At 62.0% G+C, this 22,977-nt stretch carries 21 protein-coding genes; 15 read left to right on the forward strand and 6 right to left on the reverse strand.

All coding sequences use genetic code 11. From position 1 onward, the window contains the following. Nucleotide 1 precedes the first annotated feature (1 nt). The 3 genes from JQ575_RS12525 to ugpB form a co-directional block, all read right to left on the reverse strand. Nucleotides 2-1,621 carry an ABC transporter substrate-binding protein gene (locus tag JQ575_RS12525; protein ID WP_212033497.1) on the reverse strand — a complete coding sequence of 540 codons (1,620 nt, stop codon included), beginning with the start codon at nucleotides 1,619-1,621 and terminating at the stop codon, nucleotides 2-4. Between the two features lie 237 nt (nucleotides 1,622-1,858). Further along, nucleotides 1,859-2,812 carry a phosphotransferase gene (locus tag JQ575_RS12530; RefSeq protein ID WP_212033591.1) on the reverse strand — a complete coding sequence of 318 codons (954 nt, stop codon included), beginning with the start codon at nucleotides 2,810-2,812 and terminating at the stop codon, nucleotides 1,859-1,861. Between the two features lie 103 nt (nucleotides 2,813-2,915). Beyond that, a complete protein-coding gene (ugpB, locus tag JQ575_RS12535) occupies nucleotides 2,916-4,154 on the reverse strand; it encodes a sn-glycerol-3-phosphate ABC transporter substrate-binding protein UgpB (protein ID WP_249166621.1) in 1,239 nt (412 codons plus the stop codon). A 301-nt stretch (nucleotides 4,155-4,455) separates the two neighbouring features. Here ugpB and JQ575_RS12540 point away from each other — a divergent pair, with 301 nt between their 5' ends. From JQ575_RS12540 to JQ575_RS12600, 13 genes are all read left to right on the forward strand, one after another. After that, nucleotides 4,456-5,451: a TRAP transporter substrate-binding protein gene (locus JQ575_RS12540; RefSeq protein WP_212033499.1), complete on the forward strand. Its 996-nt coding sequence runs from the start codon at nucleotides 4,456-4,458 to the stop codon at nucleotides 5,449-5,451. A 31-nt stretch (nucleotides 5,452-5,482) separates the two neighbouring features. Then, nucleotides 5,483-7,549: an ATP-binding protein gene (locus JQ575_RS12545; protein ID WP_212033500.1), complete on the forward strand. Its 2,067-nt coding sequence runs from the start codon at nucleotides 5,483-5,485 to the stop codon at nucleotides 7,547-7,549. Further along, on the forward strand, nucleotides 7,519-9,264 hold the full coding sequence (locus tag JQ575_RS12550; RefSeq protein ID WP_212033501.1) for a DUF3369 domain-containing protein: 1,746 nt from the start codon (nucleotides 7,519-7,521) through the stop codon (nucleotides 9,262-9,264). Before JQ575_RS12545 ends, JQ575_RS12550 begins: the two co-directional genes overlap by 31 nt. Then, nucleotides 9,261-9,998, forward strand: coding sequence for a response regulator (locus JQ575_RS12555; protein ID WP_212033502.1), 738 nt, complete (start codon nucleotides 9,261-9,263; stop codon nucleotides 9,996-9,998). Before JQ575_RS12550 ends, JQ575_RS12555 begins: the two co-directional genes overlap by 4 nt. 357 nt (nucleotides 9,999-10,355) lie before the next feature. Next, complete coding sequence (locus tag JQ575_RS12560) at nucleotides 10,356-10,967, forward strand: sigma-70 family RNA polymerase sigma factor (protein ID WP_192735524.1); 612 nt, start codon at nucleotides 10,356-10,358, stop codon at nucleotides 10,965-10,967. Between the two features lie 173 nt (nucleotides 10,968-11,140). Beyond that, entirely contained in the window at nucleotides 11,141-11,332 is a 192-nt protein-coding gene (locus JQ575_RS12565) for a hypothetical protein (protein WP_212033503.1), read from the forward strand. A 221-nt stretch (nucleotides 11,333-11,553) separates the two neighbouring features. Continuing rightward, nucleotides 11,554-12,033 (forward strand): hypothetical protein, encoded by a 480-nt coding sequence (locus tag JQ575_RS12570; protein ID WP_212033504.1) that lies wholly within the window; start codon nucleotides 11,554-11,556, stop codon nucleotides 12,031-12,033. A 230-nt stretch (nucleotides 12,034-12,263) separates the two neighbouring features. Next, entirely contained in the window at nucleotides 12,264-13,070 is an 807-nt protein-coding gene (locus JQ575_RS12575; protein WP_212033505.1) for a hypothetical protein, read from the forward strand. An 85-nt stretch (nucleotides 13,071-13,155) separates the two neighbouring features. Beyond that, nucleotides 13,156-14,565 (forward strand): cytochrome ubiquinol oxidase subunit I, encoded by a 1,410-nt coding sequence (locus JQ575_RS12580; RefSeq protein ID WP_212033506.1) that lies wholly within the window; start codon nucleotides 13,156-13,158, stop codon nucleotides 14,563-14,565. Continuing rightward, nucleotides 14,562-15,569 (forward strand): cytochrome d ubiquinol oxidase subunit II, encoded by a 1,008-nt coding sequence (cydB, locus tag JQ575_RS12585; RefSeq protein WP_249166614.1) that lies wholly within the window; start codon nucleotides 14,562-14,564, stop codon nucleotides 15,567-15,569. The genes JQ575_RS12580 and cydB overlap by 4 nt, the downstream gene beginning before the upstream one ends. Then, nucleotides 15,569-15,724 carry a DUF2474 domain-containing protein gene (locus JQ575_RS12590; RefSeq protein ID WP_212033507.1) on the forward strand — a complete coding sequence of 52 codons (156 nt, stop codon included), beginning with the start codon at nucleotides 15,569-15,571 and terminating at the stop codon, nucleotides 15,722-15,724. The genes cydB and JQ575_RS12590 overlap by 1 nt, the downstream gene beginning before the upstream one ends. Nucleotides 15,725-15,986: 262 nt before the next feature. Further along, nucleotides 15,987-16,586 (forward strand): L,D-transpeptidase, encoded by a 600-nt coding sequence (locus JQ575_RS12595; RefSeq protein ID WP_212001779.1) that lies wholly within the window; start codon nucleotides 15,987-15,989, stop codon nucleotides 16,584-16,586. A gap of 57 nt (nucleotides 16,587-16,643) precedes the next feature. Then, a complete protein-coding gene (locus JQ575_RS12600; RefSeq protein WP_212033508.1) occupies nucleotides 16,644-17,684 on the forward strand; it encodes an amino acid ABC transporter substrate-binding protein in 1,041 nt (346 codons plus the stop codon). A 202-nt stretch (nucleotides 17,685-17,886) separates the two neighbouring features. Here JQ575_RS12600 and JQ575_RS12605 read toward each other — a convergent pair whose 3' ends face one another. Next, nucleotides 17,887-19,026 carry an acyl-CoA dehydrogenase family protein gene (locus JQ575_RS12605; RefSeq protein WP_212033509.1) on the reverse strand — a complete coding sequence of 380 codons (1,140 nt, stop codon included), beginning with the start codon at nucleotides 19,024-19,026 and terminating at the stop codon, nucleotides 17,887-17,889. 145 nt (nucleotides 19,027-19,171) lie between these two features. After that, nucleotides 19,172-20,356 (reverse strand): acyl-CoA dehydrogenase family protein, encoded by a 1,185-nt coding sequence (locus tag JQ575_RS12610; RefSeq protein WP_212033510.1) that lies wholly within the window; start codon nucleotides 20,354-20,356, stop codon nucleotides 19,172-19,174. Between the two features lie 159 nt (nucleotides 20,357-20,515). Between JQ575_RS12610 and JQ575_RS12615 the strand changes: the two genes are divergently transcribed. Both JQ575_RS12615 and JQ575_RS12620 read left to right on the forward strand, forming a co-directional pair. Beyond that, nucleotides 20,516-21,061 (forward strand): carboxymuconolactone decarboxylase family protein, encoded by a 546-nt coding sequence (locus JQ575_RS12615; RefSeq protein ID WP_212033511.1) that lies wholly within the window; start codon nucleotides 20,516-20,518, stop codon nucleotides 21,059-21,061. A 103-nt stretch (nucleotides 21,062-21,164) separates the two neighbouring features. Then, entirely contained in the window at nucleotides 21,165-21,659 is a 495-nt protein-coding gene (locus tag JQ575_RS12620) for a VOC family protein (RefSeq protein ID WP_212033512.1), read from the forward strand. Here the strand turns inward: JQ575_RS12620 and JQ575_RS12625 are convergent. Beyond that, nucleotides 21,610-22,863 (reverse strand): MFS transporter, encoded by a 1,254-nt coding sequence (locus JQ575_RS12625; protein ID WP_212033513.1) that lies wholly within the window; start codon nucleotides 22,861-22,863, stop codon nucleotides 21,610-21,612. The genes JQ575_RS12620 and JQ575_RS12625 overlap by 50 nt on opposite strands. Nucleotides 22,864-22,977 lie beyond the last annotated feature (114 nt).

Here is a 22,977-nt window from a genome sequence, read left to right on the forward strand (position 1 = left end):
ATTACGCCTTCACCAGCGCACGATAATCGAGACGGCGGTGGAACCAGTATTGATAGCCCGAGATGTTCTTCTGCATCGCGACGTTGACGAAGGGCTGATACAGCGGAATCCGCGGGATGTCCTTGTAGGCGAGATCGACGAAGCCCTTCACGTCGCTGTCGTAGGCCGCCTTGTCGCCGGTCGAGGCCGCGTTGCGCGCGCCGTCGATCAGCTTGTCCATCTCCGGCGACTTGTAGCTCATGGTGTTGAAGACGGAATTGTTGCCGTGATAGCACCAGTAGAAGAAGTATTCGGGGTAATCGAGCCAGCCCGAGAACACGTTGGTGTAGAGCGGCATTTCCTTCTTGTTCAACTCGGTGCGCCAGTTGGCGCCAGGGATCTTGTTGATCGTGGCCTTGATGCCGATCTGGGCGAGACTCTCCTGCACCAGCACGCAGAGCGGCTCGTTGACCCCGGCGAAGTTGAGGTCGAACGAGATGGTGGTATCGAAACCGCTGGCATAGCCGGCTTCCGCGAGCAGCGCTTTCGCCTTGGCCATATCGGTGGAATATTTGGTCGGCTGCGGCCACGCCACTTCGATGACCTTGTCGGCGGGCGCGCCGAACATCGGATTGGCGAGGCCGAACAGCACGACATCCATGATTTTCTGATAAGGCAGCGCGTAGGCGATCGCCTGGCGCACCTTGGGATTGTCGAACGGCGGCTTGGTGACGTTCATGCCGATATACTGGATGCCGTTGGAGAACGGCAACGACACCACGTTGAGCTTGCCGTTGGCCTTCATCTCCTGGAAATCCTTGAACGGCAGTTCATAGGAGATGTCGGCGTCGCCGCGCTCCAGCAGCGCGCGACGGTTGCCGGCCTGCGGCACCATGCGCCAGATCACGCGCTTGATCTTCGGCAGGGGGCCACCGACCCAGGCGTCGTTGCGCTCCATGATGACTTCGGTGCCGGCGGTCCACTTCGACAGCTTGTAGGCGCCCGAGCCCGCGGTCTGCTGTTTTGTATACTCGAGGCCCCAGGGGTCCTTCTCGGAGGCGTTCTTCTTAACGAGCTCCGAATTGACGATGCAGGGCACGATGACTGCGAGATCGGGGATCGTCAGGCGGTCCTTCTTGACGAAGTCCACCCGCAGCGTGTTGTCATCGACGACAACGAACTGCTCGGGCTTGGTCAGCGAGCCTGCGCTCATCTGGAAGGTCGGGAAGCCGCCGACCGAGACCGCGCGATCGAGCGACCATTTGACGTCCTTGGCCGCGACCGGCGTGCCGTCATGAAATTTCGCGTTCTTCTTCAGCTTGAAGGTCACCGACATGTCGTCGATCTTCATGTCGTCGGCGAGTTCGCCCCTGAACTTGTCGCGGTCGTAATACGGCACGCCGCCGGGACCGCTCTTCATCTCGTGGGTGATCAGGCGGTCGTAGCAATTCCACGACACTTCGTAGCCGGGCACGTTGGTGCCGACGCCATGGATGTCGAGGTTGTTGGGACCGCCTTCCGAGACGATCAGAAGCGTCTCCGACCGCGCGTCAGCCCTGGCGGGAGAGAAAATGGCTGGCGCCGGCACCAGCGCGCCCGCGGCAACCCCGGTGACGGATTTGAGGAAATCGCGACGCTTCATGTGATGCTCCAACGCCTGAGGGAACGGCTTTGGAACTGGGAATCGCAAGGTTCGTGCCAAACCTTAATGAAGAGCTAATCTTCCTCTATGTGATTGATATTACATAGAAATATTGAATATCTGGTGGAATCGGCTTTACGGAAACGCCGCCTCAAATTGCATACAAAGAGGCAGATTTGCTCACCTATTATGCAAATATTTTGCGCGCCTCTTTGATGTGCGATTTGGTCGCACCCGTCAGACCGGCCAAACCAGGTCCTGCAATTCGGAGAGGTTGCCGACCTTGTCTTGCCAGTCTTCGATGCAGATATGCCGGACCGGATCGCTGGCCCGATGCAACAGCATCAGCGCCATCAGCCGCCGTTTCATGGCCGGATTGATGTCGGCGGGTACGTATCCGAACCCTTCGAACAGGCTGCACATCCGCCGCGGGTTTCCCGCGGCCATGAACGCGCTCGGACCGAGCAGGTCATATTCGCCCCAGCCGGTCATCACGTCGCCGAAATCAAACAGCCCCGACAGGCGCCATCCGGTCCTCTCCCGGCGCAACAGGAAGTTCTCCGGAATGTATTCGCCGGTCAGGATGACCGGCGGCTTGTCCAGCGGAATAAGCGTCGCGGCATCGCGCAGGATGTCGTCGAAACCATCGAGAAACTTCTCCGACATTCCGAGGCGCTCGTGCCGGGCGCGGCAGCCCTCGATTTGCCTGGATATGAACCGGTCCCATTGCGGCTCGATGTTTGCGAGTTCACCGAGCGGGGCGCGCTGCACTTCGGCGATAACAGCGCCGATCTGCCCAAGCACGCGTTGCTTCTGGTCTTCAGGCAGCATCGGCCAGACCTCGGAGCCGACGACACCATGCAGCCGCGTGATGATGAGATAGGGCCAGCCGTCGCGCTCGCCCTCGAACAGGATTTCCGGAATCGGGATGCTCAATTGTCCGCGTAACTGCCTCAGCGAAGCGCGCTCGGAGACAAACTGGCCGCGAAGCATCGGCGGAAAGAGCTTCAGGATCAGTTCATCGCCGAGGCCGACGACAAGGTTGGTACCAGTCGCGAAAACATGCGGCGCCGCCGGCTTCAAGCCATGGCCATGCGCAATGTCTGCTACCACCGGGAGCCATCGGGACTGGTCGATACGCCAGGCGTGGAAAGCTTGAAAATCGGAAAGAACTGGCAGAGCTGACATCATGATGCGCGAAACTTTGTCCCCCGTCATTCCGGGATGGTCCGAAGGACCAGACCTGGAATCTCGAGATTCCGGGTTCACGCTTCGCGTGCCCCGGAATGACGAACTACCTGTCCGGATTCGCCCGCTCGAACTGGCGCAGCAGACGGTTGCCGCGCTCGGCGGCGAGGTCGAGGGCGGCTTGCGCGGTTCGCTTGCCGCTGAAGACCTGCTCCAGTTCCTCGTCGATCGCGTCGCGGATCAGCACGAACGAGCCAAGCCGGATTCCCTTGGAGTGCTCGGTCGGCGGCTTCAAGGTCATCTGCTCGATCGAGATCGCCGCTCCCGGATTGCGATCATAGAACCCCTGCGCACGTGAGAGATCGAAGGCGGCGCGGGTGATCGGCAGATAGCCGGTGTTCTGGTGCCAGGCCGCCTGCACTTCCGGCTTCGACAGAAACGCGAAAAACTTCGCGACCCCGGTATATTCAGCACTTGGCCGGGCCCGCAGCACCCATAAGGTCGCGCCGCCGATGATGGTGTTCTGCGGCGCGCCGTTGACGTCGGGGTAATACGGCATCAGTCCGTAGCCGACCTCGAATTTCGAATTGGCCTTGATGTCGGCGCGGGTCGCCGACGAGCCGATGAAGATTCCGCACTCGCCCTTCTGGAAGCGCGGTTCGGCCGACTGGCCGCGGCCGCTATAGTCGTACACTTTCGTAGCCTGCCATTCCGCCAGCTGCGTGACGTGGCGCACCACGGTCGGGTTGTTGAAGGTCAGCTCGGCGTCGAGACCGCCAAACCCGTTGCCCTTGGTCGCCAGCGGCAGGTTATGGAATGCCGAAAAATTCTCGACATTGATCCAGGAAGGCCAGGAGGTGGTCAGGCCGCAGACCGCGCCCGCCGCGCGCAGTTTCTTCGCCGCGGCCCCAACCTCGGGCCAGGTCTTCGGTGCCACTTCGGGATCGAGACCGGCGGCACGGAAGAGGTCCTTGTTGTAGTAGAGGATCGGTGTCGAGGCGTTGAACGGGAAAGACAGCATGTTGCCGGCGACGTCGGAATAATAGCCGGCGACAGCTGGCAGATAGGCCGCCGGCGAGAACGGCTCCGACTGGTCGCGCATCAACTCGAACACCGGATAGATCGCGCCCTTTGCCGCCATCATAGTCGCGGTCGCGATCTCGTTGACCTGAACGATGGCGGGCTGGCTGCGCGAACGGAAGGCGAAAATCGCCGCCGTCACCGTTTCGGTGTAATTGCCCTTGTAGGTCGGAACGATCCGGTAGTCCGATTGCGAGGCGTTGAAATCGGTCGCGAGCTTCTCCAGCTGCTTGCCGAGTTCACCCGACATCGCGTGCCACCACATGATCTCGGTGGTCGCCTGCGCCGGAGATACCAGCACGGTGAGTGCGAGCGCGACGAACTGAAACAACCTCAAGACCGATTTCACCGATGAATCACTTTGCCAAAACCGCTTGTCAGGACCGCAATCAAATCTGCGCGCTGCGCCCTCATAGATGCCCGCGCCCGCCGATTCAATCCACTACCGCCGTCGCACCGCACAATTAACGATTGAAGCGGCTCCGGATAGCCAAGTGTGGGTGCTTTCTGCTAAAAAAATATTGAACCTTTTCTTCCCGCCGCAGACTTCTTCACAAGGGGATTTGTTGCCTGTGTATCGCCGCGCCGACCTTTCGCGGATCATAATGCTTGTTCTGGCGTTGTTCCTGACAGCGGCCGCAACGAGCGTTTTTGCGCGCGAATTTCGCGCCGCCGATACCCAGAACGAGAGTTATCCGACCGTGCAGGCGCTGCACTACATGGGCAGCCTGGTTGCGGAACGCACCGGCGGCCGCCACGCGATCAAGGTGTTCCATTCGCGCCAGCTCGGCGAGGAAAAGGAAACCCTAGAGCAGACCCGCGCAGGCGCCATCGATATCAATCGTACCAACGTCGCATTGATCGGGACCATGGTGCCGGCGATGAATGTGCTGGCGATGCCGTTTCTGTTCCGCTCCATCGAGCATTTGCAGAAGGTGCTGGATGGTCCGATCGGCAGCGAGATCCTGGACAGCTTCGAACCTTACGGCTTCGTCGGCCTCGCGTTCTACGATTCCGGCGCCCGTTCGATCTACAACCACGTCCGCCCGGTCACCTCGATGGCCGACCTCAAGGGCTTGCGGATTCGGGTACAGCAATCCGAGCAGATGGTCGAGATGATCCGCTCGCTCGGCGCCGATCCGGTCGCACTGCCCTACGGTCAGGTGCTGACCGGACTCTCGACCAAATTGATCGACGGCGCGGAGAATAACTGGCCGTCCTTTGTCACCACCGATCACTACAAATTCGCCGGCTTCTACACCCTCACGGAACATACGATGAGCCCGGAAGTGCTTGTCATGTCGAAAAAGGCGTGGTCTGGCCTGTCGCCCGAGGACCAGAAGGTCTTCCGCGAAGCCGCCATGCGTTCGAGCCGATTCATGCGCGAGAAATGGCGCGATCTCGAAGAGCGCTCGCGCAAGCAGGCGGAAGACGCCGGCGTCAAGATCGTCAGCGATTTCGACCGCAAGCCGCTCGAGGCGGCGATGGCGGGGATTTACACCAAGGCGCAGCAAGACCCCGCGATGGCGCAGCTCATCGAACGAATTCGTGGGGTGCAGTGAGTTGGCCGCAACTTCGCAACAGGACGGATCAGTGGAACGGCCGGCGAGCCTCGCCGCACGCGGCCGTATTCGCATCGTCCAGGTGCTGCGCGCGGTCCCGATCCGCTGGCGCATCCTGTCGATCGCGGCCTTGAACTCCGCCGTGGTCGTGGTGCTCGCCGCGCTGATATGGAACGGCGCCAAGGTGCTCGGTTCGGCCTGGGAAGATGTCCGCCACGTCAGGGAATCCGACAAGATCCTGGCGCTGCTCGAAAGCGAAACCAGCCGGCTGCAGAACCTGATCCATCGCTACATCAACCAGCCGAGCCCGGAACTGTTCGCGGAAATCCTGCTGCTGCGCGAAGCCGTGCTCGGCACGCTGACCAACCGCGCCTCAAACGACCCGATGCTTTCGGGCTCGGTGGAGCAGCTCGAGCAGGTCACCGACCGTTTCCTCAACGGTTTCGGCGAACTGCGTGCGGTGCAGGCGACGATCTCTAAAACCTACGAGCAACAGGTGCTGGGCCCGGCCAGGGACATGGCCGGGCTCTATTCAATCATCGAGGGCGCCACCGGGCACCGCGATGCGCTGATCTGGCCGTCGCTCGGAAAATCCCGCGAGGCGTTTACCGGGATGCTGGTCGCCGCCAACGCCTATTACCTTTCGCTGGCGTCGGCGTCGGCCGAGGACGCCCGCCGCAATACCGAGACGATCGAAAAGACCATCCCTGTCATGTCCGACCTCGCCGACAATGATTTGCAGCGCATGGCGCTGACGCGGCTGCATGCGAAGACCCTGGCGTTGCGCGAGGGACTGGCGAAGCTGACCGAGCAGCTTGCGATCCGGACCGAATTGTTGCGCAACACCATCGACGCCAGCCAGGCCGATGCGATCGGCGTGATCGACGGCCTGTCCGTAAAGATGCGCCAGCGCGAGCAAAAGGCGCAGGAAACCTTCGACCGCACGCTGGCGGGCATTTCACGCCGGGTGCTGTCGATCGCCGTGATCTTCCTCGGCATCATCCTGTCCGCGGGTGTCCTGATCGCGCTCTCGATCCGGCTGCCGCTGCAGCAGATCATGGCGTCGATGCACGCGATCACCTCGGGCAATTACGATCGCGCCGTGCAGGGCACGTCAGCCAAGGACGAGGTCGGCGCGATGGCGCGCGCAGTGGAGGTGTTCCGCGAAAACGCCATCGCCAAACGCAAGACCGAGGACGAGCTGCGCGCGTCGAAGGAAAAGGCCGAGGGCGCGCTGCTCGAGCTCAATGCCGCCCAGCAGAACCTGATCGACGCCGAACGGCTGGCGGCGCTGGGCGGCCTGGTCGCCGGCGTCGCCCACGAGGTCAACAACCCGATCGGCATCAGCCTGACGGTGGCATCGAGCTTCGCGCGCCGCGCTGATATCTTCGAGACCGAGCTGCGCACCGAGCCGCTGCGCCGCTCCAAGCTCGACGAGTTCGTCAAGAGCTCGCGCGACGCCGCCGGGCAATTGGTGGCCAATCTGCACCGTGCCGGCGAACTGATCCAGTCGTTCAAGCAGGTGGCAGTGGATCGCTCCCATGCCGAGCGCCGGCAATTCAGCCTCAGCGAGGCCACCGACCAGATCGTCGCAAGCCTGCGCCCGGTGTTGAAGAAGGCGACAATTACGCTGTCCGTCGACGTGCCGGAGGGTCTGTTGATCGACGGCTATCCCGGCTCCTATGGCCAGATCTTAACCAATCTTTTCCTCAACGCAGCCAATCATGCCTTCGCCGACGGCCGTTCCGGGGCCATCTCGCTTTCGGCACGGCCCCGCGGCAGTGACGATGTCGAAATCATTTTTGCCGATAATGGGGCCGGAATGACGCCGGACGTCCAGCGGCAGGCGTTCGATCCGTTCTTTACCACGCGCCGCAACGAGGGCGGTACCGGACTGGGCTTGCATATCGTCTATAATCTTGTCACTCAACAGCTCGGCGGCCGGATGATGCTGGAGTCAAGGCTAGGACAAGGCACCACTTTCCGCATTATCATGCCCAGGGTCGCCAAGGGAATCGTAACCAGCGGACCCACGATCACAGACGCAGCAGCCGACGGAACCCCTCAATGGCCGAACAGGACGATGTCCTCCACCTGATCGACGATTCCGAAACCGCCCCGGATGATTCGTCTGTACGCAAATGGAAGATCGCCGTCATCGACGACGATCAGGCGGTGCATGAAGGCACCCGGTTTGCCCTGAGCGACTACAACCTCCACGGCGCCACGCTGGAAATCCTCTCCGCCTATTCCGCGGCTGAAGGCCGCGTCCTGATGCGCGACAATCCCGATATCGCCGCCGTGCTGCTCGACGTCATCATGGAAACCGACGTCGCCGGCCTCGACCTCGTCGAGTACATCCGCAACGACATCAAGAACGAGACCGTCCGCATCATCCTGCGCACCGGCCAGCCCGGCCAGGCGCCGGAGCGCCGCGTCATCGTCCAGTACGACATCAACGACTACAAGGCCAAGACCGAGCTGACCGCCGACAAGCTGTTCACCTCGCTGACCGCCGCCTTGCGCAGCTATCAGCAGCTCGAGCGCATGGTGCAGACAAGGCGCGGGCTCGAAATCATCATCGACGCCGCCTCGACCCTGTACGACTTCAAATCGATGCAGCGCCTTGCCGAAGGGGTGCTGACGCAACTGGCCTCGCTGCTCAATGTCGATTGCGCCGGTATACTGGTGCTGCGCGACGACGGCGCCCCCGGCAGCGAATTCTCCGTGCTGGCGGGCTCGGGTTGCTACAGCCGCTTCATCGGCTCGACCAGTTCCAAATCGCTCGATCCGGATTTGCGGCAGATGGTGGAAGACGCCTTCACGCGCCGCAAGAACGAGTTCGCCGACCACCGCAGCGTGCTTTACCTGCGCACCGGCTCCGGCCGTGAAGTCGTGGTGCTGCTGCAGGCCGAGCGCCAGCTTTCCGACACCGACCGCGCGCTGGTCGAGATTTTCTCCAGCCGGCTGTCGATCGCGTTCGACAATGTGATCCTCTACCAGCAGTTGCATGCGGCCAATACCCAGCTCGAAGACCGCGTCGCCCAGCGCACCCGCGCGCTGATGCAGGCCAACCGCCGGCTTTCGGCGCAGTGGCTGCGGCTGCAGCGCGCCAACGGCTTCAAGAACGAAATCCTCGGCACCGTCGCCCACGACCTGAAAAACCCGCTCGGCGTGATTCTCGGCCGCACCGAAATGCTGAACGAGCTGATCAGCGCCGGCTCGCCGAAGGAAAACGTCACTGCGCAGGTCGATCACATCCGCGACGCCACCAAGCGCCTGACCTCGATGGTCGATCATCTGATTTCGGACGCAATGGCTGATGCCTTCGACATTACCATCCGCCGCGAGCCGGTCGACGTCGGCGCCCTGGTGGCCGAAGTCACCGACGCCAATCTGCCCTCGGCCGTGAACAAGCAGCAGACCATCAGCGTCTCCGCGCCGCCGAATTTCGTCACCATGTGTGACGTCGACCGGATCCGCGAGGCGATCGACAATCTGGTCAGCAATGCCATCAAATATTCACCGATCGGCGGCAAGATCACCGTGGGCGTTACCCATGAGGGTGACAACACCGTGGTGCGGATCACGGATGAGGGCGCGGGCCTGTCGCCCGAGGATCTCGGCCGGCTGTTCGGCCGCTTCCAGCGGCTGTCGGCCAAACCGACCGCGGGCGAAAGCTCGACCGGCCTCGGTCTATCGATCGTCAAACGCATTATAGACATGCATGGCGGCCATGTGACCGCGGATAGCCCCGGCCCCGGACAGGGGTCAACGTTTACGGTTACACTGCCTGCAGCAGAGACATCATGAGCCAGAGCCAGCACATCATCATCGTCGACGACGAGGCGCCGGCCCGCGAAATGGTCGGCGATTACCTCAAGATGCACGGTTTCGCCGTGACGCTATGCGACGGCGGCAAGAGCCTGCGCGGCGTGATCGAAACCAATGTGCCCGACCTCGTCGTGCTCGACCTCAACATGCCAGAGGAAGACGGGCTCTCGATCATCCGTGACCTGAAGAGCCGCATCAATGTCCCCGTCATCATGCTGACGGCGACCGCCAGCCCGATCGACCGCGTCGTCGGCCTCGAGCTTGGCGCCGACGATTACATCGCAAAGCCCTGCGAGCTGCGCGAATTGATGGCGCGCATCCGCTCGGTGCTGCGCCGCAGTGCGCCGGTCAAGGCTGCTGCGCCCGAGGCCGCCGGCGCCAAGGTGGAAAAGGAACAACTGGTGCGTTTCGGCACCAAATGGCTCGATCTCGAAGCCCAGGCGCTGCGCGACGACGAAGGTAACGAGCATCCGCTGACCGCGTCCGAATTCGGCCTGTTGAAAGTGTTCGCGGCCAATCCAAAGCGGGTGCTGTCGCGCGAGCGGCTGCTGGAGCTGGCGAATGCGCGCGACGCCGAAGCCTTCGACCGTGCGGTCGACCTCCGCATCATGCGGATCCGGCGCAAGATCGAGATCGACCCGACCAAGCCGGCCGTCATTCGCACCATCCGCGGCGGCGGCTATCTGTTCTCGCCGACCGGCGAGAAGGGTTAGCTGCTAGGGCCGATGTCGTCCCTGCGAACGCAGGGACCCATACGCCGCGGCGGTCATTTTACGCGCAATAGTAACTACCTCGTCAAACAACAACCCCCTGTGGCTATGGGTCCCTGCTTTCGCAGGGACGACGAAGATTTGTGGCACGCGGAACGATTTTCGATCTGAAATCCTCCTATTTTCCGCACATTGAAATTATTACCGTTTTCGTCCCGAATGTTTCGTCGCGGCGGCTGCGACGAAACAATTCTCCCCGGCACGAAACCATTTTCCCCCTTCGGTGCAGACATCCCGAAACGTTGATTAATTAGAAATCTCCCAACGACACGCCGCCAAGCGGCGAACTGGGAGTTTGTCATGCCGAACGTGATTGCCATCAACGCTGCAGCCCGCAAGCACATTGCCGATGCCCGCGCGACATCGGACGAATCGCTGCTGGAGAGCATTGCCAAAGGCGACCGCACGGCGATGCACGTGCTTTATTCCCGGCATCACGTACGGGTTTACCGCTTCATCCTGCGCATGGTGCGCGATACCACGATGGCGGAAGACCTCGTCAGCCAGGTGTTTCTGGACGTGTGGCGCACCGCCAGCCAGTTCGAGGGCCGCTCCCAGGTTTCGACCTGGTTGCTGTCAATCGCCCGCTTCAAGGCGCTGACCGCGCTGCGCCAGCGCAAGCATGAGGACATCGATCAGGACGACGTGCTCGAGATCGCCGACGAGGCCGACACCCCGGAAGCGTCGCTCGACCGCAGCAACACCAGCGCCATCCTGCGCGCCTGTGTCGCCAAGCTGTCGCCGGCGCACCGCGAGATCATCAATCTGGTCTACTACCACGAGAAGTCGGTGGAAGAGGCCGGCGCGATCATCGGTATTCCCCAGAGCACGGTGAAGACCCGGATGTTCTATGCCCGCAAACAATTGGCCGACTTGCTTAAGGTCGCTGGCGTGGACAGCATCGCTGCATAAATAACAGCGAATTCTTAGTTAGAACGGTATTGGGAGCAGAAACCGGGTCGATTTCGAAGCCAAAGATTAAAGGCGAAGAAACAAATGAAACAATTGGCGACATCACCCGGAAAAACTCTGCCCCTATATCCATCATCAGCAACGTAACACCAACGCCGAACAGGAGAGCGAACATGCTGAAGCCGTCCTTCCGCTTTTTCATTATCCCGCTCGGCGCGGTCTGCACCCTGGCCTCGCTGTCCGCCCAGAACGTCTCGCCCCGCGCCCAGCGCGATGCCGGCTCGATGGTCGTGCGCGAACAAGTGGTCGATTGCAGCACCAAGAGCGCCGCTGAGGTCTGTGTGATCCCGGACGTCGTTCGCTAAACAAGTTTCTGACCAGCCGACCCGTTTCGACCGACCAAGCTTAACCTCCCAAGAACCTCCAACGACCCGGCCGGGATGCCCCCCGCCCGGGTCGCTCTGTATTTGGGGGTGCGATCGGCACCGCCCAGCCATCATCCAGGACTAGTTTGCAACTAATTCGCATTTGCATTATCGTCATGGCCTGACTTTATAGATTTCAAGGATCACAGGGGGAGGCCACCATGTTCATCTCGTATCGCGCAGCCATTGGCGCGTCTGTCTTGCTCGGCCTCGTCTCGGGCGCAGCGATCGCGGCCGGCGATTTGTCGCGGCAGACGCCGATCGAGGTCACCGTCGCATTGGGCTCGCCCGGCAAGCATGAATTCGTGCCCAAGCAACTGAAGTTCGAGACCGGCAAGCTCTACAAACTGGTCCTGCGCAACGACAGCAACGATCCGCATTACTTCACCTCGCACGCCTTCTCGCAGATGGTGTGGACACGCAAGGCGCAGGTTACGCAGCAGCGCGACGGCAAGACCGTGACGCTCGCCGAGTTCAAGGGCGCGATGCGCGAGATCGAAGTCTATCCGGGACAATCCGCCGAATGGTGGCTGGTGCCGGTCGCCGCCGGCCGCGCCACCGACCTGCGCTGCGACATCAAGGGCGCCGACGGCAAGACCCACGCCGATCTCGGCATGACCGGCGAGATCGTGATCGAGTAATGTTGCACTTTTGCTTGACGCGATCGAGCCGCTCATGATGCTTGCCGCTGACAATGGATGCTGCGGCAAACCCGGATGAAGTTCGGCTGCGCAAGGGATCCTCGCTCAGGGAACGGTTTGTCCAGGCGGGCTCCGGCGCTGCAATTCTTCTGATTATTGTCCCGGGCCTGCTTACCTGGGCCTCGGGCGGCCGACCATTCATTCCTGCACTCTGGGTCGTGCCGCTCGGATTGTTCCTGATCGGCGTTGCCGCACTTGAATGCAATGTGGCCTGGATCATCACGCAAGACGGCATCCTGATCGGCGAGCAGCGTCCGCTTGGCCGGGTGCACAAGCGAATGATAAGCAATCACGACATCGCAGAGGTTCGCGTCCGCAAGAACAGGTTCAGCTATCCCGCGAGTTTCAGCCTGGTGTGCAGGCTGGCCTCAGGGGGTGTCTTAATCTCGCCACCGCTGCCGGACATCACGCGCGTCAACGAAACCGCCGCAATTGTTACGGGATTGCTCGGTTGTCCCGATGCCGCGCCCATCGACAACCCGCTCGAGGCCGGCAACGCCGAGATCACCCTTGGCTCGCCGGTCAACCCCGATCTGGGCCGCGTGATTCGAATAGCCGTGCCGGTTGTGGCCGGCCTGTGCGCTCTGCCATTCCTCATCGCATTCTGGATCGGTGAGTGGGAGATGGCGCTCGGACTGCTCTTGCCGCTCGGCTTTCTCGCTGCCTTTGCACTCTACCGCTACGCGCACCGATTCGCCGGCGCGTGCTGGATCATTCGGCAGGGCGAGATCCGTGTCGAGCGGATTGCGTTAAGCGGCAAACCATCCGCCGAGACGATCCAAGCAGGTGACGTCGCAGCAATCGAGGTCGACGAGCCCGATTCCAAGGACCGGACCTGCACCATCAGCGTTCGGCTGCACACAGGCCAGACCTTCTGCAGCCCGACAAAGCACGACCAAAATGCGGCACGCGCCGTGCGCGCAGAAATCATTCGGCGACTCAATGCTCCTCCGGATGCCGGAACACCGACTAGATAGCGGGCCTCTGCTGCAAAAGGCGCGGTACTGTTATCGCATCCGGCATGATAGGATTGACGCAGGTTAGCTGCGACAGGTGGTGCCGATGTTCGAAGGCTGGGATGCCGTTGTATTGGCCCGGGCGCAGTTTGCCTTCACGATGTCGTTCCACATCGTATTTCCCGCCTTTTCGATCGGGCTCGCCAGTTATCTCGCGGTGCTTGAAGCGCTGTGGCTGTGGACCGGGCGCGAAGTTTTCATTAATCTGTTCAATTACTGGCTGAAAATTTTCGCCGTCGCTTTCGGCATGGGCGTGGTGTCGGGCATCGTGATGTCCTACCAGTTCGGCACCAACTGGTCGGCCTTTTCGGACAAGACTGGTCCCGTGATCGGCCCGCTGATGGCCTATGAGGTGCTGACCGCGTTCTTCCTCGAGGCGGGCTTCCTCGGCGTGATGTTGTTCGGTCTCGATCGCGTCGGCCCAAAACTGCATTTTTTCGCAACCTTGATGGTTGCGGTCGGCACGCTGATTTCGGCGTTCTGGATTCTGTCCGCCAATTCCTGGATGCAGACGCCCACAGGTCACGCCCTCAATGCCGAAGGCCAGTTCATCGCCGTCGACTGGTTCAAGGTGATCTTCAATCCGTCGTTCCCTTACCGGCTCGTGCATATGGTGCTGGCGGCGTACCTGACCACCGCGTTGGTGGTCGGCGCGGTCGGCGCCTGGCATCTACTGCGCGACCCGCATCTGGCCGGCCCGCGCGTGATGTTCTCGATGGCAATGTGGATGGCGACGATCGTCGCCCCGCTCCAGATCCTCGCCGGCGACCAGCACGGGCTCAACACGCTGGAGCATCAGCCGGTGAAGATCATGGCGATGGAAGGCCATTTCCAGAGCCACCAACACGGCGCGCCGCTGATTCTGTTCGGCTGGCCCAATCAGGCCGCCGGCAAGATGGATTACGCGATCGAAGTCCCCAAACTGGGCTCGCTGATCCTCAAACATTCCCTCGACGCGCCGATGGCCGGCCTCGACACCGTGCCGCGTGAAAACTGGCCGCCGGTGCCGATCACCTTCTGGTCGTTCAGAATCATGGTCGGCATGGGATTGCTGATGGTGGGGCTCGGCCTGCTCAGCCTGCTGATGCGCTTCCGCGGCACGCTGTACAACTCACGCCTGCTGCACATGTTTGCGGTCGCGATGGCCCCGTCGGGCTTCATCGCCGTGCTGGCGGGCTGGATCACCACCGAGACCGGGCGTCAGCCATACACGGTGTATGGTTTGCTGCGAACCGTGGATTCGGCGTCGCCGCTGGCGGCGCCCGCGGTCGCCTCGTCGTTGATCGCCTTCATCATCGTCTATTTCGTGGTGTTCACCGCCGGCGTGATCTACCTCCTGCGCCTCATGGCGCAGCCGCCGCATCACGGCGAGGAAGGTCCGCGCAGCGACGTCCCGGCGCGTGCCGCCGGCATCACGCCGGCCGCCGGTGCTGTCGCCGAGGGAGCCGCGCGATGATCCCCATTGACCTCCCGACCATCTGGGCCTTCATCATCGCCTTTGCGGTGTTCGTCTATGTCGTGATGGACGGCTTCGATCTCGGCCTCGGCATCCTGTTTCCGCTGTTCCCGAAGAAGGAAGACCGCGACGTCATCATGAACAGTGTCGCCCCGGTCTGGGACGGCAACGAGACCTGGCTGGTGCTTGGCGGCGGCGGCCTGATGGCGGCGTTCCCGCTGGCCTATGCCGTGCTGATGCCGGCGCTCTACACGCCGATGATCGTGATGCTGCTCGGACTGGTATTCCGCGGCGTCGCCTTTGAGTTCCGCTGGCGCACCACGCGCGAACGCAACCGCTGGGACATTGCGTTTGCCGGCGGATCGCTGCTGGCGACGCTGGCGCAGGGCATTGCGCTCGGCGCCATCCTGCAGGGCATTCATGTCTCGGGGCGACAATATGCCGGCGGCTGGTGGGATTGGCTGACGCCGTTCAGCATCCTCACCGGCGTCGCGCTCGTGATCGGCTATGCGCTGCTCGGCTCGACCTGGCTGGTCATGAAGACCGAAGGCGAATTGCGCGACCGCGCCTATCATCTGAGCTGGCTGCTGCTGGTCGCGATGCTGTGCGCCATCGGCATCGTCAGCATTGCAACGCCGTTCCTGCATGTGCAGTACACCCATCGCTGGTTCGCCTGGCCCAACATCATCCTCACCGCGCCGGTGCCGGTAGCGGTGGCCGCCGTCACCGTGATGTTGCTGCGCAGCCTCGCCAACAAGTATGACTACCAGCCGTTCTTCCTGACGCTGGCGCTGTTCGCGCTTTCCTATGCCGGGCTCGGCATCAGCATGTATCCCTATATCGTGCCACAGAGCATCACGATCTGGCAGGCGGCCTCGCCCGCAAACAGCCAGCTCTTCATGCTGGTCGGCGTCGCGATTCTCATACCGCTGATCCTCGGCTATACCGCATGGGCCTATTGGGTGTTCCGCGGCAAGGTCAAAGCCGGAAGCGGCTATCACTGATGACCAAGGGGTTTTCCAGCGAGAAAAGCTCGAGCGAGCCGACACTGCGGCCGCTGACGCAGCGCCTGCTTTGGTTTGCCGCGCTGTGGCTGGGAGGCGTCGGCACGGTGACGCTGATCTCCTACGGCCTGCGGCTCTGGATCGCGCCGAAATGAGGCCTTTGTCACAATCACCGGCGATTGTGATGTCAGAAAATAGAAGCCATTCCAGCAAGATACCGGCCCTGCCGCCCTAAACTTGCCATCAAGCTGGCCCTGAGATTTGATAGTTCCGCTGATTTGGCCAAAGCGCGCTAGTCATCGCGCTTTGGTATCTTTATTTGCGCATGATCTTTTCGGAAAACCGCTTCACACTTTTCCGGATCATGCTTTAGAACGCCAACCAATTGGCCAACGCGCCAACAAGGAGAGCTCCGCAATGACGAAGTTTCGGCACCTGATCTGGATGATGATCGCAACGAGCGGTCTGATCCTTTCAGCCTCGCAGAGCAATGCGCAGCTGCGCCAGCCCGATGTGGGTGACCAGCCGGGGCTGGTCGCCGACGAATCCGTCCAGCTCGATCCGCAGTTCAGGAAGACGGCGGTGCTCTACCGCACCAACGAAGCGCCGGGCACCATCATCGTGGTCACGGCCGAACGTCATCTCTATTTGATCCAGGGCGGCGGCCGCGCGCTGCGCTACGGCATCGGCGTCGGCCGCGAAGGTTTCACGTGGCAGGGACTGGTCAACATCACGCAAAAGAAGGAATGGCCGGATTGGACGCCACCGCCGGAAATGATTCAACGCCAGCCCTATCTGCCGCGCTTCATGGCCGGCGGCCCGGGTAACCCGCTCGGTGCGCGGGCGATGTATCTCGGCACCACCGTCTACCGCATTCACGGCACCAACCGCCCCGACACCATCGGCACCGCCGTCTCCTCCGGCTGCTTCCGGCTCGTCAACGCCGACGTCGCCGATCTCTATGAGCGCGTCCCTGTTGGCACCAAGGTGATCATCCGGCAAAAGCCCGAACTGTAATTGCGACGGCACCGTCTCTTCCGCAGATCCATTTCCCTGAAATTGGTGAGTTAAAAAATGCTACGTACATTTCGAGGCGGCCTCCTCATTGGGCTGGCGGTCGCAATCGCGGTCGCGGCTGGCGCAATCACATACGAACGCTATGACACCAAGACTCTGAAGCGGACGCTCAAGCGCGGCGAACTGCTGTGCGGGGTCAACAAGGGCCTGCCCGGCTTCTCGATCCCCGACGATAAGGGAGACTGGACCGGCTTCGACGTCGATTTCTGCCGCGCGGTGGCGGCGGCGATCTTCGACGATCCCAAGAAGGCGAAGTTCATTCCCCTCGACGCCAGCGAGCGGTTCAAGGAGCTGTCGAGCCGCAAGGTCGACATTCTCTCGCGCAACTCCACCTGGAGCATGTCGCGCGAGGTCAACAACGCGCTCTATTTCCCGGCCGTCGCCTATTATGACGGTGAAGGCTTCATGCTGCCGGCCTCGCGCAAGATCGATTCCGGGCTGGACCTGAACAACAGCAAGATCTGCGTGCAGGACGGCACCACCACGGTGCTCAACGTCGCGGATTATTTCCGTGCCAACAACATGAAATACACGGAGATGAAATTCGCCAAGCTGGAGGATGTCGTCAAAGCCTATAACGAGGGCAAGTGCGACACCCTGACCGCCGACGTCTCCCAGCTCTACGCGCTGCGCCTCAACCTCAGCAAGCCGGACGATCACACCATTCTGCCCGACGTCATCTCGAAGGAGCCGCTGGCGCCCGTGGTGCGGCAGCGCGACGACGATTGGATGATGATCGTGAAGTGGACGCTGTACGCGATGATCAACGCCGAGGAGCTCGGCATCACCTCCAAGAACATCGACGACGCGCTGAAGTCGAAAAAGCCCGATGTGATGCGGCTGGTCGGCACCGAAGGCGCCTATGGCGAAGACCTCGGCCTTTCCAAGGACTGGGCCGCCCGCATCATCCGCCATGTCGGCAATTACGGCGAGATCTATGACCGCAATGTCGGCGCCGAATCCAAGCTGAAGATCCCGCGCGGCCTGAACTCGCTCTGGAGCAACGGCGGCATCCAGTACGCCCCGCCAATCAGGTGACGGCCGATAAGGCCGTCATCCCGGGGCGCGCTTAGCGCGAACCCGGGATCTCGAGATTCCGGGTCTGGTGCTAACGCACCATCCCGGAATGACAGTCTCCGTAAGGATTCGTCATTGCGAGGAGCAAAGCGACGAAGCAATCCATTCTTGTTTCGTCGCGATATGGATTGCTTCGCTTCGCTCGCAATGACGGGGATAGAGCTCAATAACTCTTCATCCGCGCCAATTGATCGGCGTGGTAGTTGCTGTCGCCGAACAATTCCTGACAGACCCGCGCGCGCTTCATGAAGAAGCCGATGTCGAACTGGTCGGTCATGCCCATGCCGCCATGCATCTGCACGCCTTCCTGCACCGCCCGCGTCGCGGTGGTCCCGGCGCGTGCCTTTGCAACCGCAACCGCGGCACTGGCGTTGGCGAAATCGCCATCCAGCGTCTGCAGCGCCTTCAGCACGGCGGCGCGCGTGATCTCGATATCGATATAGAGCTCGGCGGCACGATGCTGCAGCGCCTGGAATTCGCCGATCAGCTTGCCGAACTGTTTGCGTTCTTTCAGATACGTCACGGTGCGGCCGAACACTTCCTCGCTGAGACCGACCATCTCGGAAGCCACCGCGCCGCGGCCGATATTGAGCACGCCTTCGAGCAATGCTCCGCCCTGATCGACCTCGCCGAGCACGCCGTCGGCGTTGACCTCGACATTGTCGAACTCGATGCGCGCCGCATTGTGTGAATCGACCATCGCGGTGCGTTCCACGGCAAGGCCCTTGGCCTTGGGATCGACCAGGAACAGCGTCAGCCCGTTGCGTTCGCCGGCGGAGCCAGCGGTGCGCGCCGCGACGATCAGGAGATCGGCGGTGTGGCCGTCGACCACAAAGGCTTTTGCGCCGTTCAGCTTGAAGCCGTTGCCGGAACGCACGGCCTTCAGCTTGGTCTGCAGCGGGCGATGCTTGGCGCCCTCGTCGATCGCGAGCGCCGCGAGCAGCGAGCCGTCTGAAATTTTGGGCAGATGCGCGGCCTTTTGCGCGTCACTGCCGCCACGCGTCAGTGCGGAAGCCGCCAGCACCGCGGTCGACAGGAACGGCGATGGCATCAAGGTGCGGCCGATTTCCTCCATCACCACGCCGGCCTCGACGGCGCCTAACCCGCTGCCGCCGAAATTCTCCGGCACCAGCAGGCCGGAAAAGCCCATCTCGGCAAACGCCTTCCAGAGTTCGCGGGAAAATCCCGTGGCGTCTTTGCTGTCGCGCAAACTTCGCAGATGCGACACCGGCGCCTTGTCGCTGATAAGGCCCCGCGCGCTGTCGCGCAGCATGGATTGTTCTTCGGTGAGGACGAGTGCCATGGAGAGGATTCCGAAACGCTTGTGTTGATGAACTGACTTAGGTGTTCGTCATGCCCGGGCTTGTCCCGGGCATCCACGTCTTTGGCTCGCGCAGCAAGAAAGACGTGGATGGCCGGGTCAAGCCCGGCCATGACGGTGTGGAAGGCTACGCCCCCGGCAGATCGAGGATCCGCTTGGCGACGATGCCGAGCATCACCTCTGACGTACCGCCTTCGATCGAATTGGCCTTGGTGCGCAGCCAGGCGCGCGGGCGGGCGCCGCCTTTGGAGCGTTCGCTTTCCCATTCCAGCGCGTCGACGCCGCCAGCCGACATCAGGATTTCATGGCGGCGCTTGTTGAGCTCGGTGCCGTAATATTTCATCGCCGAGGAAAACGCCGGATGCGACTGGCCGGCTTTGGCGAGATCGACCGCGCGTTCCGCTGCCGCCGACAGCGCCGCCTCGTCGATCTCGAAGGTCGAGATCTGGCCGCGCAGCATCGGATCCTCCAGCCGGCCTTGCTCGTCGCTGCCGACCGAGTCAGCGGCCACCTGGCCGAGCGGCCGGCCGACGCCGCGCTCACCCATGCCCGAGATCATCGCGCGCTCGTGCTGCAGCAGGTATTTCGCCACATCCCAGCCGCGGTTGACGGTGCCGACCACATGCGATTTCGGCACCCGCACACCATCGAAGAAGGTTTCGCAGAACGGTGAATAGCCCGAGATCAAGAGGATCGGTTTTGTCGTGACGCCCTTCGACGTCATGTCGAACAGAATGAAACTGATGCCGTCATGTTTCTTGGCGGCGCCATCGGTGCGCACCAGGCAGAAGATCCAGTCGGCGTAGTTCGCATACGACGTCCAGATCTTCTGGCCGGTGATGACGAAATCATCGCCGTCGCTCTCGGCGCGGGTCTGCAGCGAGGCGAGATCCGATCCGGCGTTCGGTTCGGAGTAACCCTGGCACCAGCGGATCAGGCCCGCGGCGATGTCAGGCAGGTGCTCCTTCTTCTGCGCCTCGTTGCCGTATTTCAACAGCGCCGGCCCGAGCATCCAGATACCAAAACTCGACAGCGGCGAACGCGCGCCCATCGCCGCCATTTCCTCGCGCAGCACCTTGTGCTCGGCGCGGTCGAGCCCTCCGCCGCCATATTCCTTTGGCCAGTCGGGCACGGTCCAGCCCTTGTCGCGCATCCGTTCGAACCAGACGCGCTGCGGTTCGGAAGAGAATTTGGCGTTGCGGCCGCCCCAGTACGTGTCGCCCTCCGAGGTCATGGGCTTGCGCATTCCCGGCGGGCAATTGGCCTCGAGCCAGGCGCGGGTTTCACGGCGGAATTGATCGGGATCGGACATGGTGCGTTTCCATATGGGGCGAGTTGAAAAGACCTTAGTCGCCGCATCGCGGAATTCAACATCTCTCTGCGCCGCGCCATGCTCGTATCGCCATAGTCACGCGCCGGGATCGGGTGTATCGCAGAGGCCGCAACGATTGAAAAACAAGAGGAAACCGACATGCGGCTGAAGTTGCTTTCGCCTGGCGAAATGAGCCCCGACCAAAAAGAAACCTACGACGAGTCGATTGCCGGCAAGCGCGGCGCGCCGCCGGCGCCGATGATGGCCTGGCTCAACAGCCCGCAGATGGCCAAGCATGCCACGCGGCTCGGCGAGCAGCTTCGTTTCAACACGATCTTTCCCGCAAAACTTTCCGAGATCGCGATCCTCGTCACCGCGCGGCACTGGACCTCGCATTACGAATGGTACGCGCATAAGCGCCTGGCGCTGAAAGGCGGCATGGACCCGAAAATCATCGACGACATCCGCGACCGCCGCACGCCCACTTTCGACGATCCGAAGGGCCAGATGATCTACGACGTCGCGAAATCGCTGCACGAGGGCCACGGCGTCTCCAAGCCGCTCTATGACGCGGCGGTGGAATTGCTCAGCGTGCGCGGCGTGACAGAGGTCATCGGCCTGTGCGGCTATTACACGATGGTTTCGATGACGCTGAACACGTTCGAGTTCGGGTTGCCGGATGGGGAAGTGTCGGACTTAGCATAAGGCTTGGCCTAGGATTGGAAACGCATGGTTTCCGAATTGCCGGTACCCCTCTGTCGGATTCTCCCTACTTTGAAATCTCAGCAAGGCAAATGGAGACATCGACATGCCCGACAACCCGCCCATTATATCAGGCACACGGATCGGGCATGTTCACCTGAAGGTCGCCGACCTCGAACGCGCGCTCGGGTTCTACTGCGGCGTGCTCGGCTTTGAGATCATGCAGCGGATGGGTTCGGCCGCGGCGTTCGTTTCGGCCGGCGGCTATCACCATCACATCGGCCTCAACACCTGGGAAAGCAAAGGCGGCCATCCGCCGCCGCCGGGTACCACCGGGCTGTTCCACACCGCGATCCTCTACCCCACCCGCCCGGCGCTGGCCGACGCGCTGCATCGCGTGATGCAGGCCGGCATTGCGCTCGACGGCGCCAGCGATCATGGCGTCAGCGAGGCGCTGTATTTGCGCGACCCTGATGAGAACGGCGTCGAACTTTACCGCGACCGGCCCGAGGAAGAATGGCCGCGCGCGACTGATGGTTCGCTGTCGATGTTCACGAAGCGGCTGGACCTCGAGGATCTGCTGCGCGCCCGCGAATCATGATCAGCACCGCCGCAATCAATTCGAGGCCAATACAGCCGTAAAACGGCAGCGAATAGCTTCCCGACATGTCGCGCAGCAGGCCGACCACGCCCGGGCCAAATGCATAGGTGATCTGGTTGATCGCGGTGATCAGGCTGACCAGCACGCCGAACGAGCGGGGATCGAATTCGCGCTGCACGATCAGCGCCGGCAGCGTGATGAGGTTGCCGACCGAAAATCCGAACAGCGCGCAGGCCGCCATCAGCGCGTAGTCATTGTGCACGTTGATGACGATCACCAGCGCCACCGCCTGGCTGACGAACGAAAGCGCGGACGCCAGCCGCTGGTTCATCTGGTCGATCACGAACGAGAACAGCACGCGGCCGACCACCGCCATGGCGGTCAATAGCGCGACCGCGATGGCCGCGCGCTCACGCCCGATCACCGAATCCAGGAACGAGATCAAATGCACGATGAAGCCGACCTGCGCGAACAGCACCAGCGCGAAGGCCGACGATACCGTCAGAAATCCGATATCGCGAAATGCCCGCGCGCGAATCTGGATCGGCGATGGCGCATCCGCGGCGCTCACCGCGCCCCCGTTTGCGCTCGCATGGCCCGGCGGCCGCCCGACGTAAATCAGGATGACCGGCACCATCAGCGCGACCATCACCACCGCCGCGGCAATCATCGCGCCCGGGAAACCGAAATAGCCGATCGCCAGTACCAGCAGCGGCACGCCGGCGATACCGCCAAAGCTGGCGCCGTTCAGCGCCAGGCTGATCGCCATTCCCCGTTTTTTATCGAACCAGAGGCCCAGCGTGTTGGTGATCATGCCGAGGCTGGTGCCGGCCCAACCGAAGGCGAGAAACGCGTTGGCGAGATAGAGCTGCCAAGGTTCGCGCACCTGGCCAATCGCAACAGCGGCAATCGCCATCGTGCCGATGCCGGCGATCATGCAGTTCCGGGGACCGAACGCCCTGATCGCCTCGCTGACGAAGGCAACCAGTGCCGCGCCGGACAGATAGAAGAACGTCGTGCCCAGCGAAATCAGCGACGCCGGCCAGCCGTGCAGCCGCTGCAGCTCGGCGACATAGACGCTCTGGCCGTAGAAGCCGAGCCCCCAGCCGAAGGTCGCGAGCAGGAAGCACACGAGCACTATGCGCCACCCGTCGTAGCGGAGCGAGGTTTCGTCGGGTGTGGTGTGAATGGGGCCTTTTAACATTCTTGTTCTTTGTTCTTGCACCGTCATGCCCGGGCTTGTCCCGGCCATCCACGTCTTTTGCCTCTGCGGCGATAGCAAGACGTGGATGCCCGGCACGAGGCCGGGCATGACGAC

Source organism: Bradyrhizobium sp. JYMT SZCCT0428, assembly GCF_018131075.1.
Taxonomy (GTDB): Bacteria; Pseudomonadota; Alphaproteobacteria; order Rhizobiales; family Xanthobacteraceae; genus Bradyrhizobium.

What these genes read in the sequence shown, in the direction of transcription:
- JQ575_RS12590 (WP_212033507.1), top strand. Translation starts at nt 15,569, where the DNA reads ATGACCAAGGGGTTTTCCAGCGAGAAAAGCTCGAGCGAGCCGACACTG.
- JQ575_RS12600 (WP_212033508.1), top strand. Translation starts at nt 16,644, where the DNA reads ATGCTACGTACATTTCGAGGCGGCCTCCTCATTGGGCTGGCGGTCGCA.
- JQ575_RS12605 (WP_212033509.1), bottom strand. Translation starts at nt 19,026, where the DNA reads ATGGCACTCGTCCTCACCGAAGAACAATCCATGCTGCGCGACAGCGCG.
- JQ575_RS12615 (WP_212033511.1), top strand. Translation starts at nt 20,516, where the DNA reads ATGCGGCTGAAGTTGCTTTCGCCTGGCGAAATGAGCCCCGACCAAAAA.
- JQ575_RS12525 (WP_212033497.1), bottom strand. Translation starts at nt 1,621, where the DNA reads ATGAAGCGTCGCGATTTCCTCAAATCCGTCACCGGGGTTGCCGCGGGC.
- JQ575_RS12530 (WP_212033591.1), bottom strand. Translation starts at nt 2,812, where the DNA reads ATGATGTCAGCTCTGCCAGTTCTTTCCGATTTTCAAGCTTTCCACGCC.
- JQ575_RS12625 (WP_212033513.1), bottom strand. Translation starts at nt 22,863, where the DNA reads ATGTTAAAAGGCCCCATTCACACCACACCCGACGAAACCTCGCTCCGC.
- JQ575_RS12560 (WP_192735524.1), top strand. Translation starts at nt 10,356, where the DNA reads ATGCCGAACGTGATTGCCATCAACGCTGCAGCCCGCAAGCACATTGCC.
- JQ575_RS12550 (WP_212033501.1), top strand. Translation starts at nt 7,519, where the DNA reads ATGGCCGAACAGGACGATGTCCTCCACCTGATCGACGATTCCGAAACC.
- JQ575_RS12565 (WP_212033503.1), top strand. Translation starts at nt 11,141, where the DNA reads ATGCTGAAGCCGTCCTTCCGCTTTTTCATTATCCCGCTCGGCGCGGTC.
- JQ575_RS12595 (WP_212001779.1), top strand. Translation starts at nt 15,987, where the DNA reads ATGACGAAGTTTCGGCACCTGATCTGGATGATGATCGCAACGAGCGGT.
- JQ575_RS12620 (WP_212033512.1), top strand. Translation starts at nt 21,165, where the DNA reads ATGCCCGACAACCCGCCCATTATATCAGGCACACGGATCGGGCATGTT.
- JQ575_RS12580 (WP_212033506.1), top strand. Translation starts at nt 13,156, where the DNA reads ATGTTCGAAGGCTGGGATGCCGTTGTATTGGCCCGGGCGCAGTTTGCC.
- ugpB (WP_249166621.1), bottom strand. Translation starts at nt 4,154, where the DNA reads ATGTGGTGGCACGCGATGTCGGGTGAACTCGGCAAGCAGCTGGAGAAG.
- JQ575_RS12570 (WP_212033504.1), top strand. Translation starts at nt 11,554, where the DNA reads ATGTTCATCTCGTATCGCGCAGCCATTGGCGCGTCTGTCTTGCTCGGC.
- JQ575_RS12610 (WP_212033510.1), bottom strand. Translation starts at nt 20,356, where the DNA reads ATGTCCGATCCCGATCAATTCCGCCGTGAAACCCGCGCCTGGCTCGAG.
- cydB (WP_249166614.1), top strand. Translation starts at nt 14,562, where the DNA reads ATGATCCCCATTGACCTCCCGACCATCTGGGCCTTCATCATCGCCTTT.
- JQ575_RS12555 (WP_212033502.1), top strand. Translation starts at nt 9,261, where the DNA reads ATGAGCCAGAGCCAGCACATCATCATCGTCGACGACGAGGCGCCGGCC.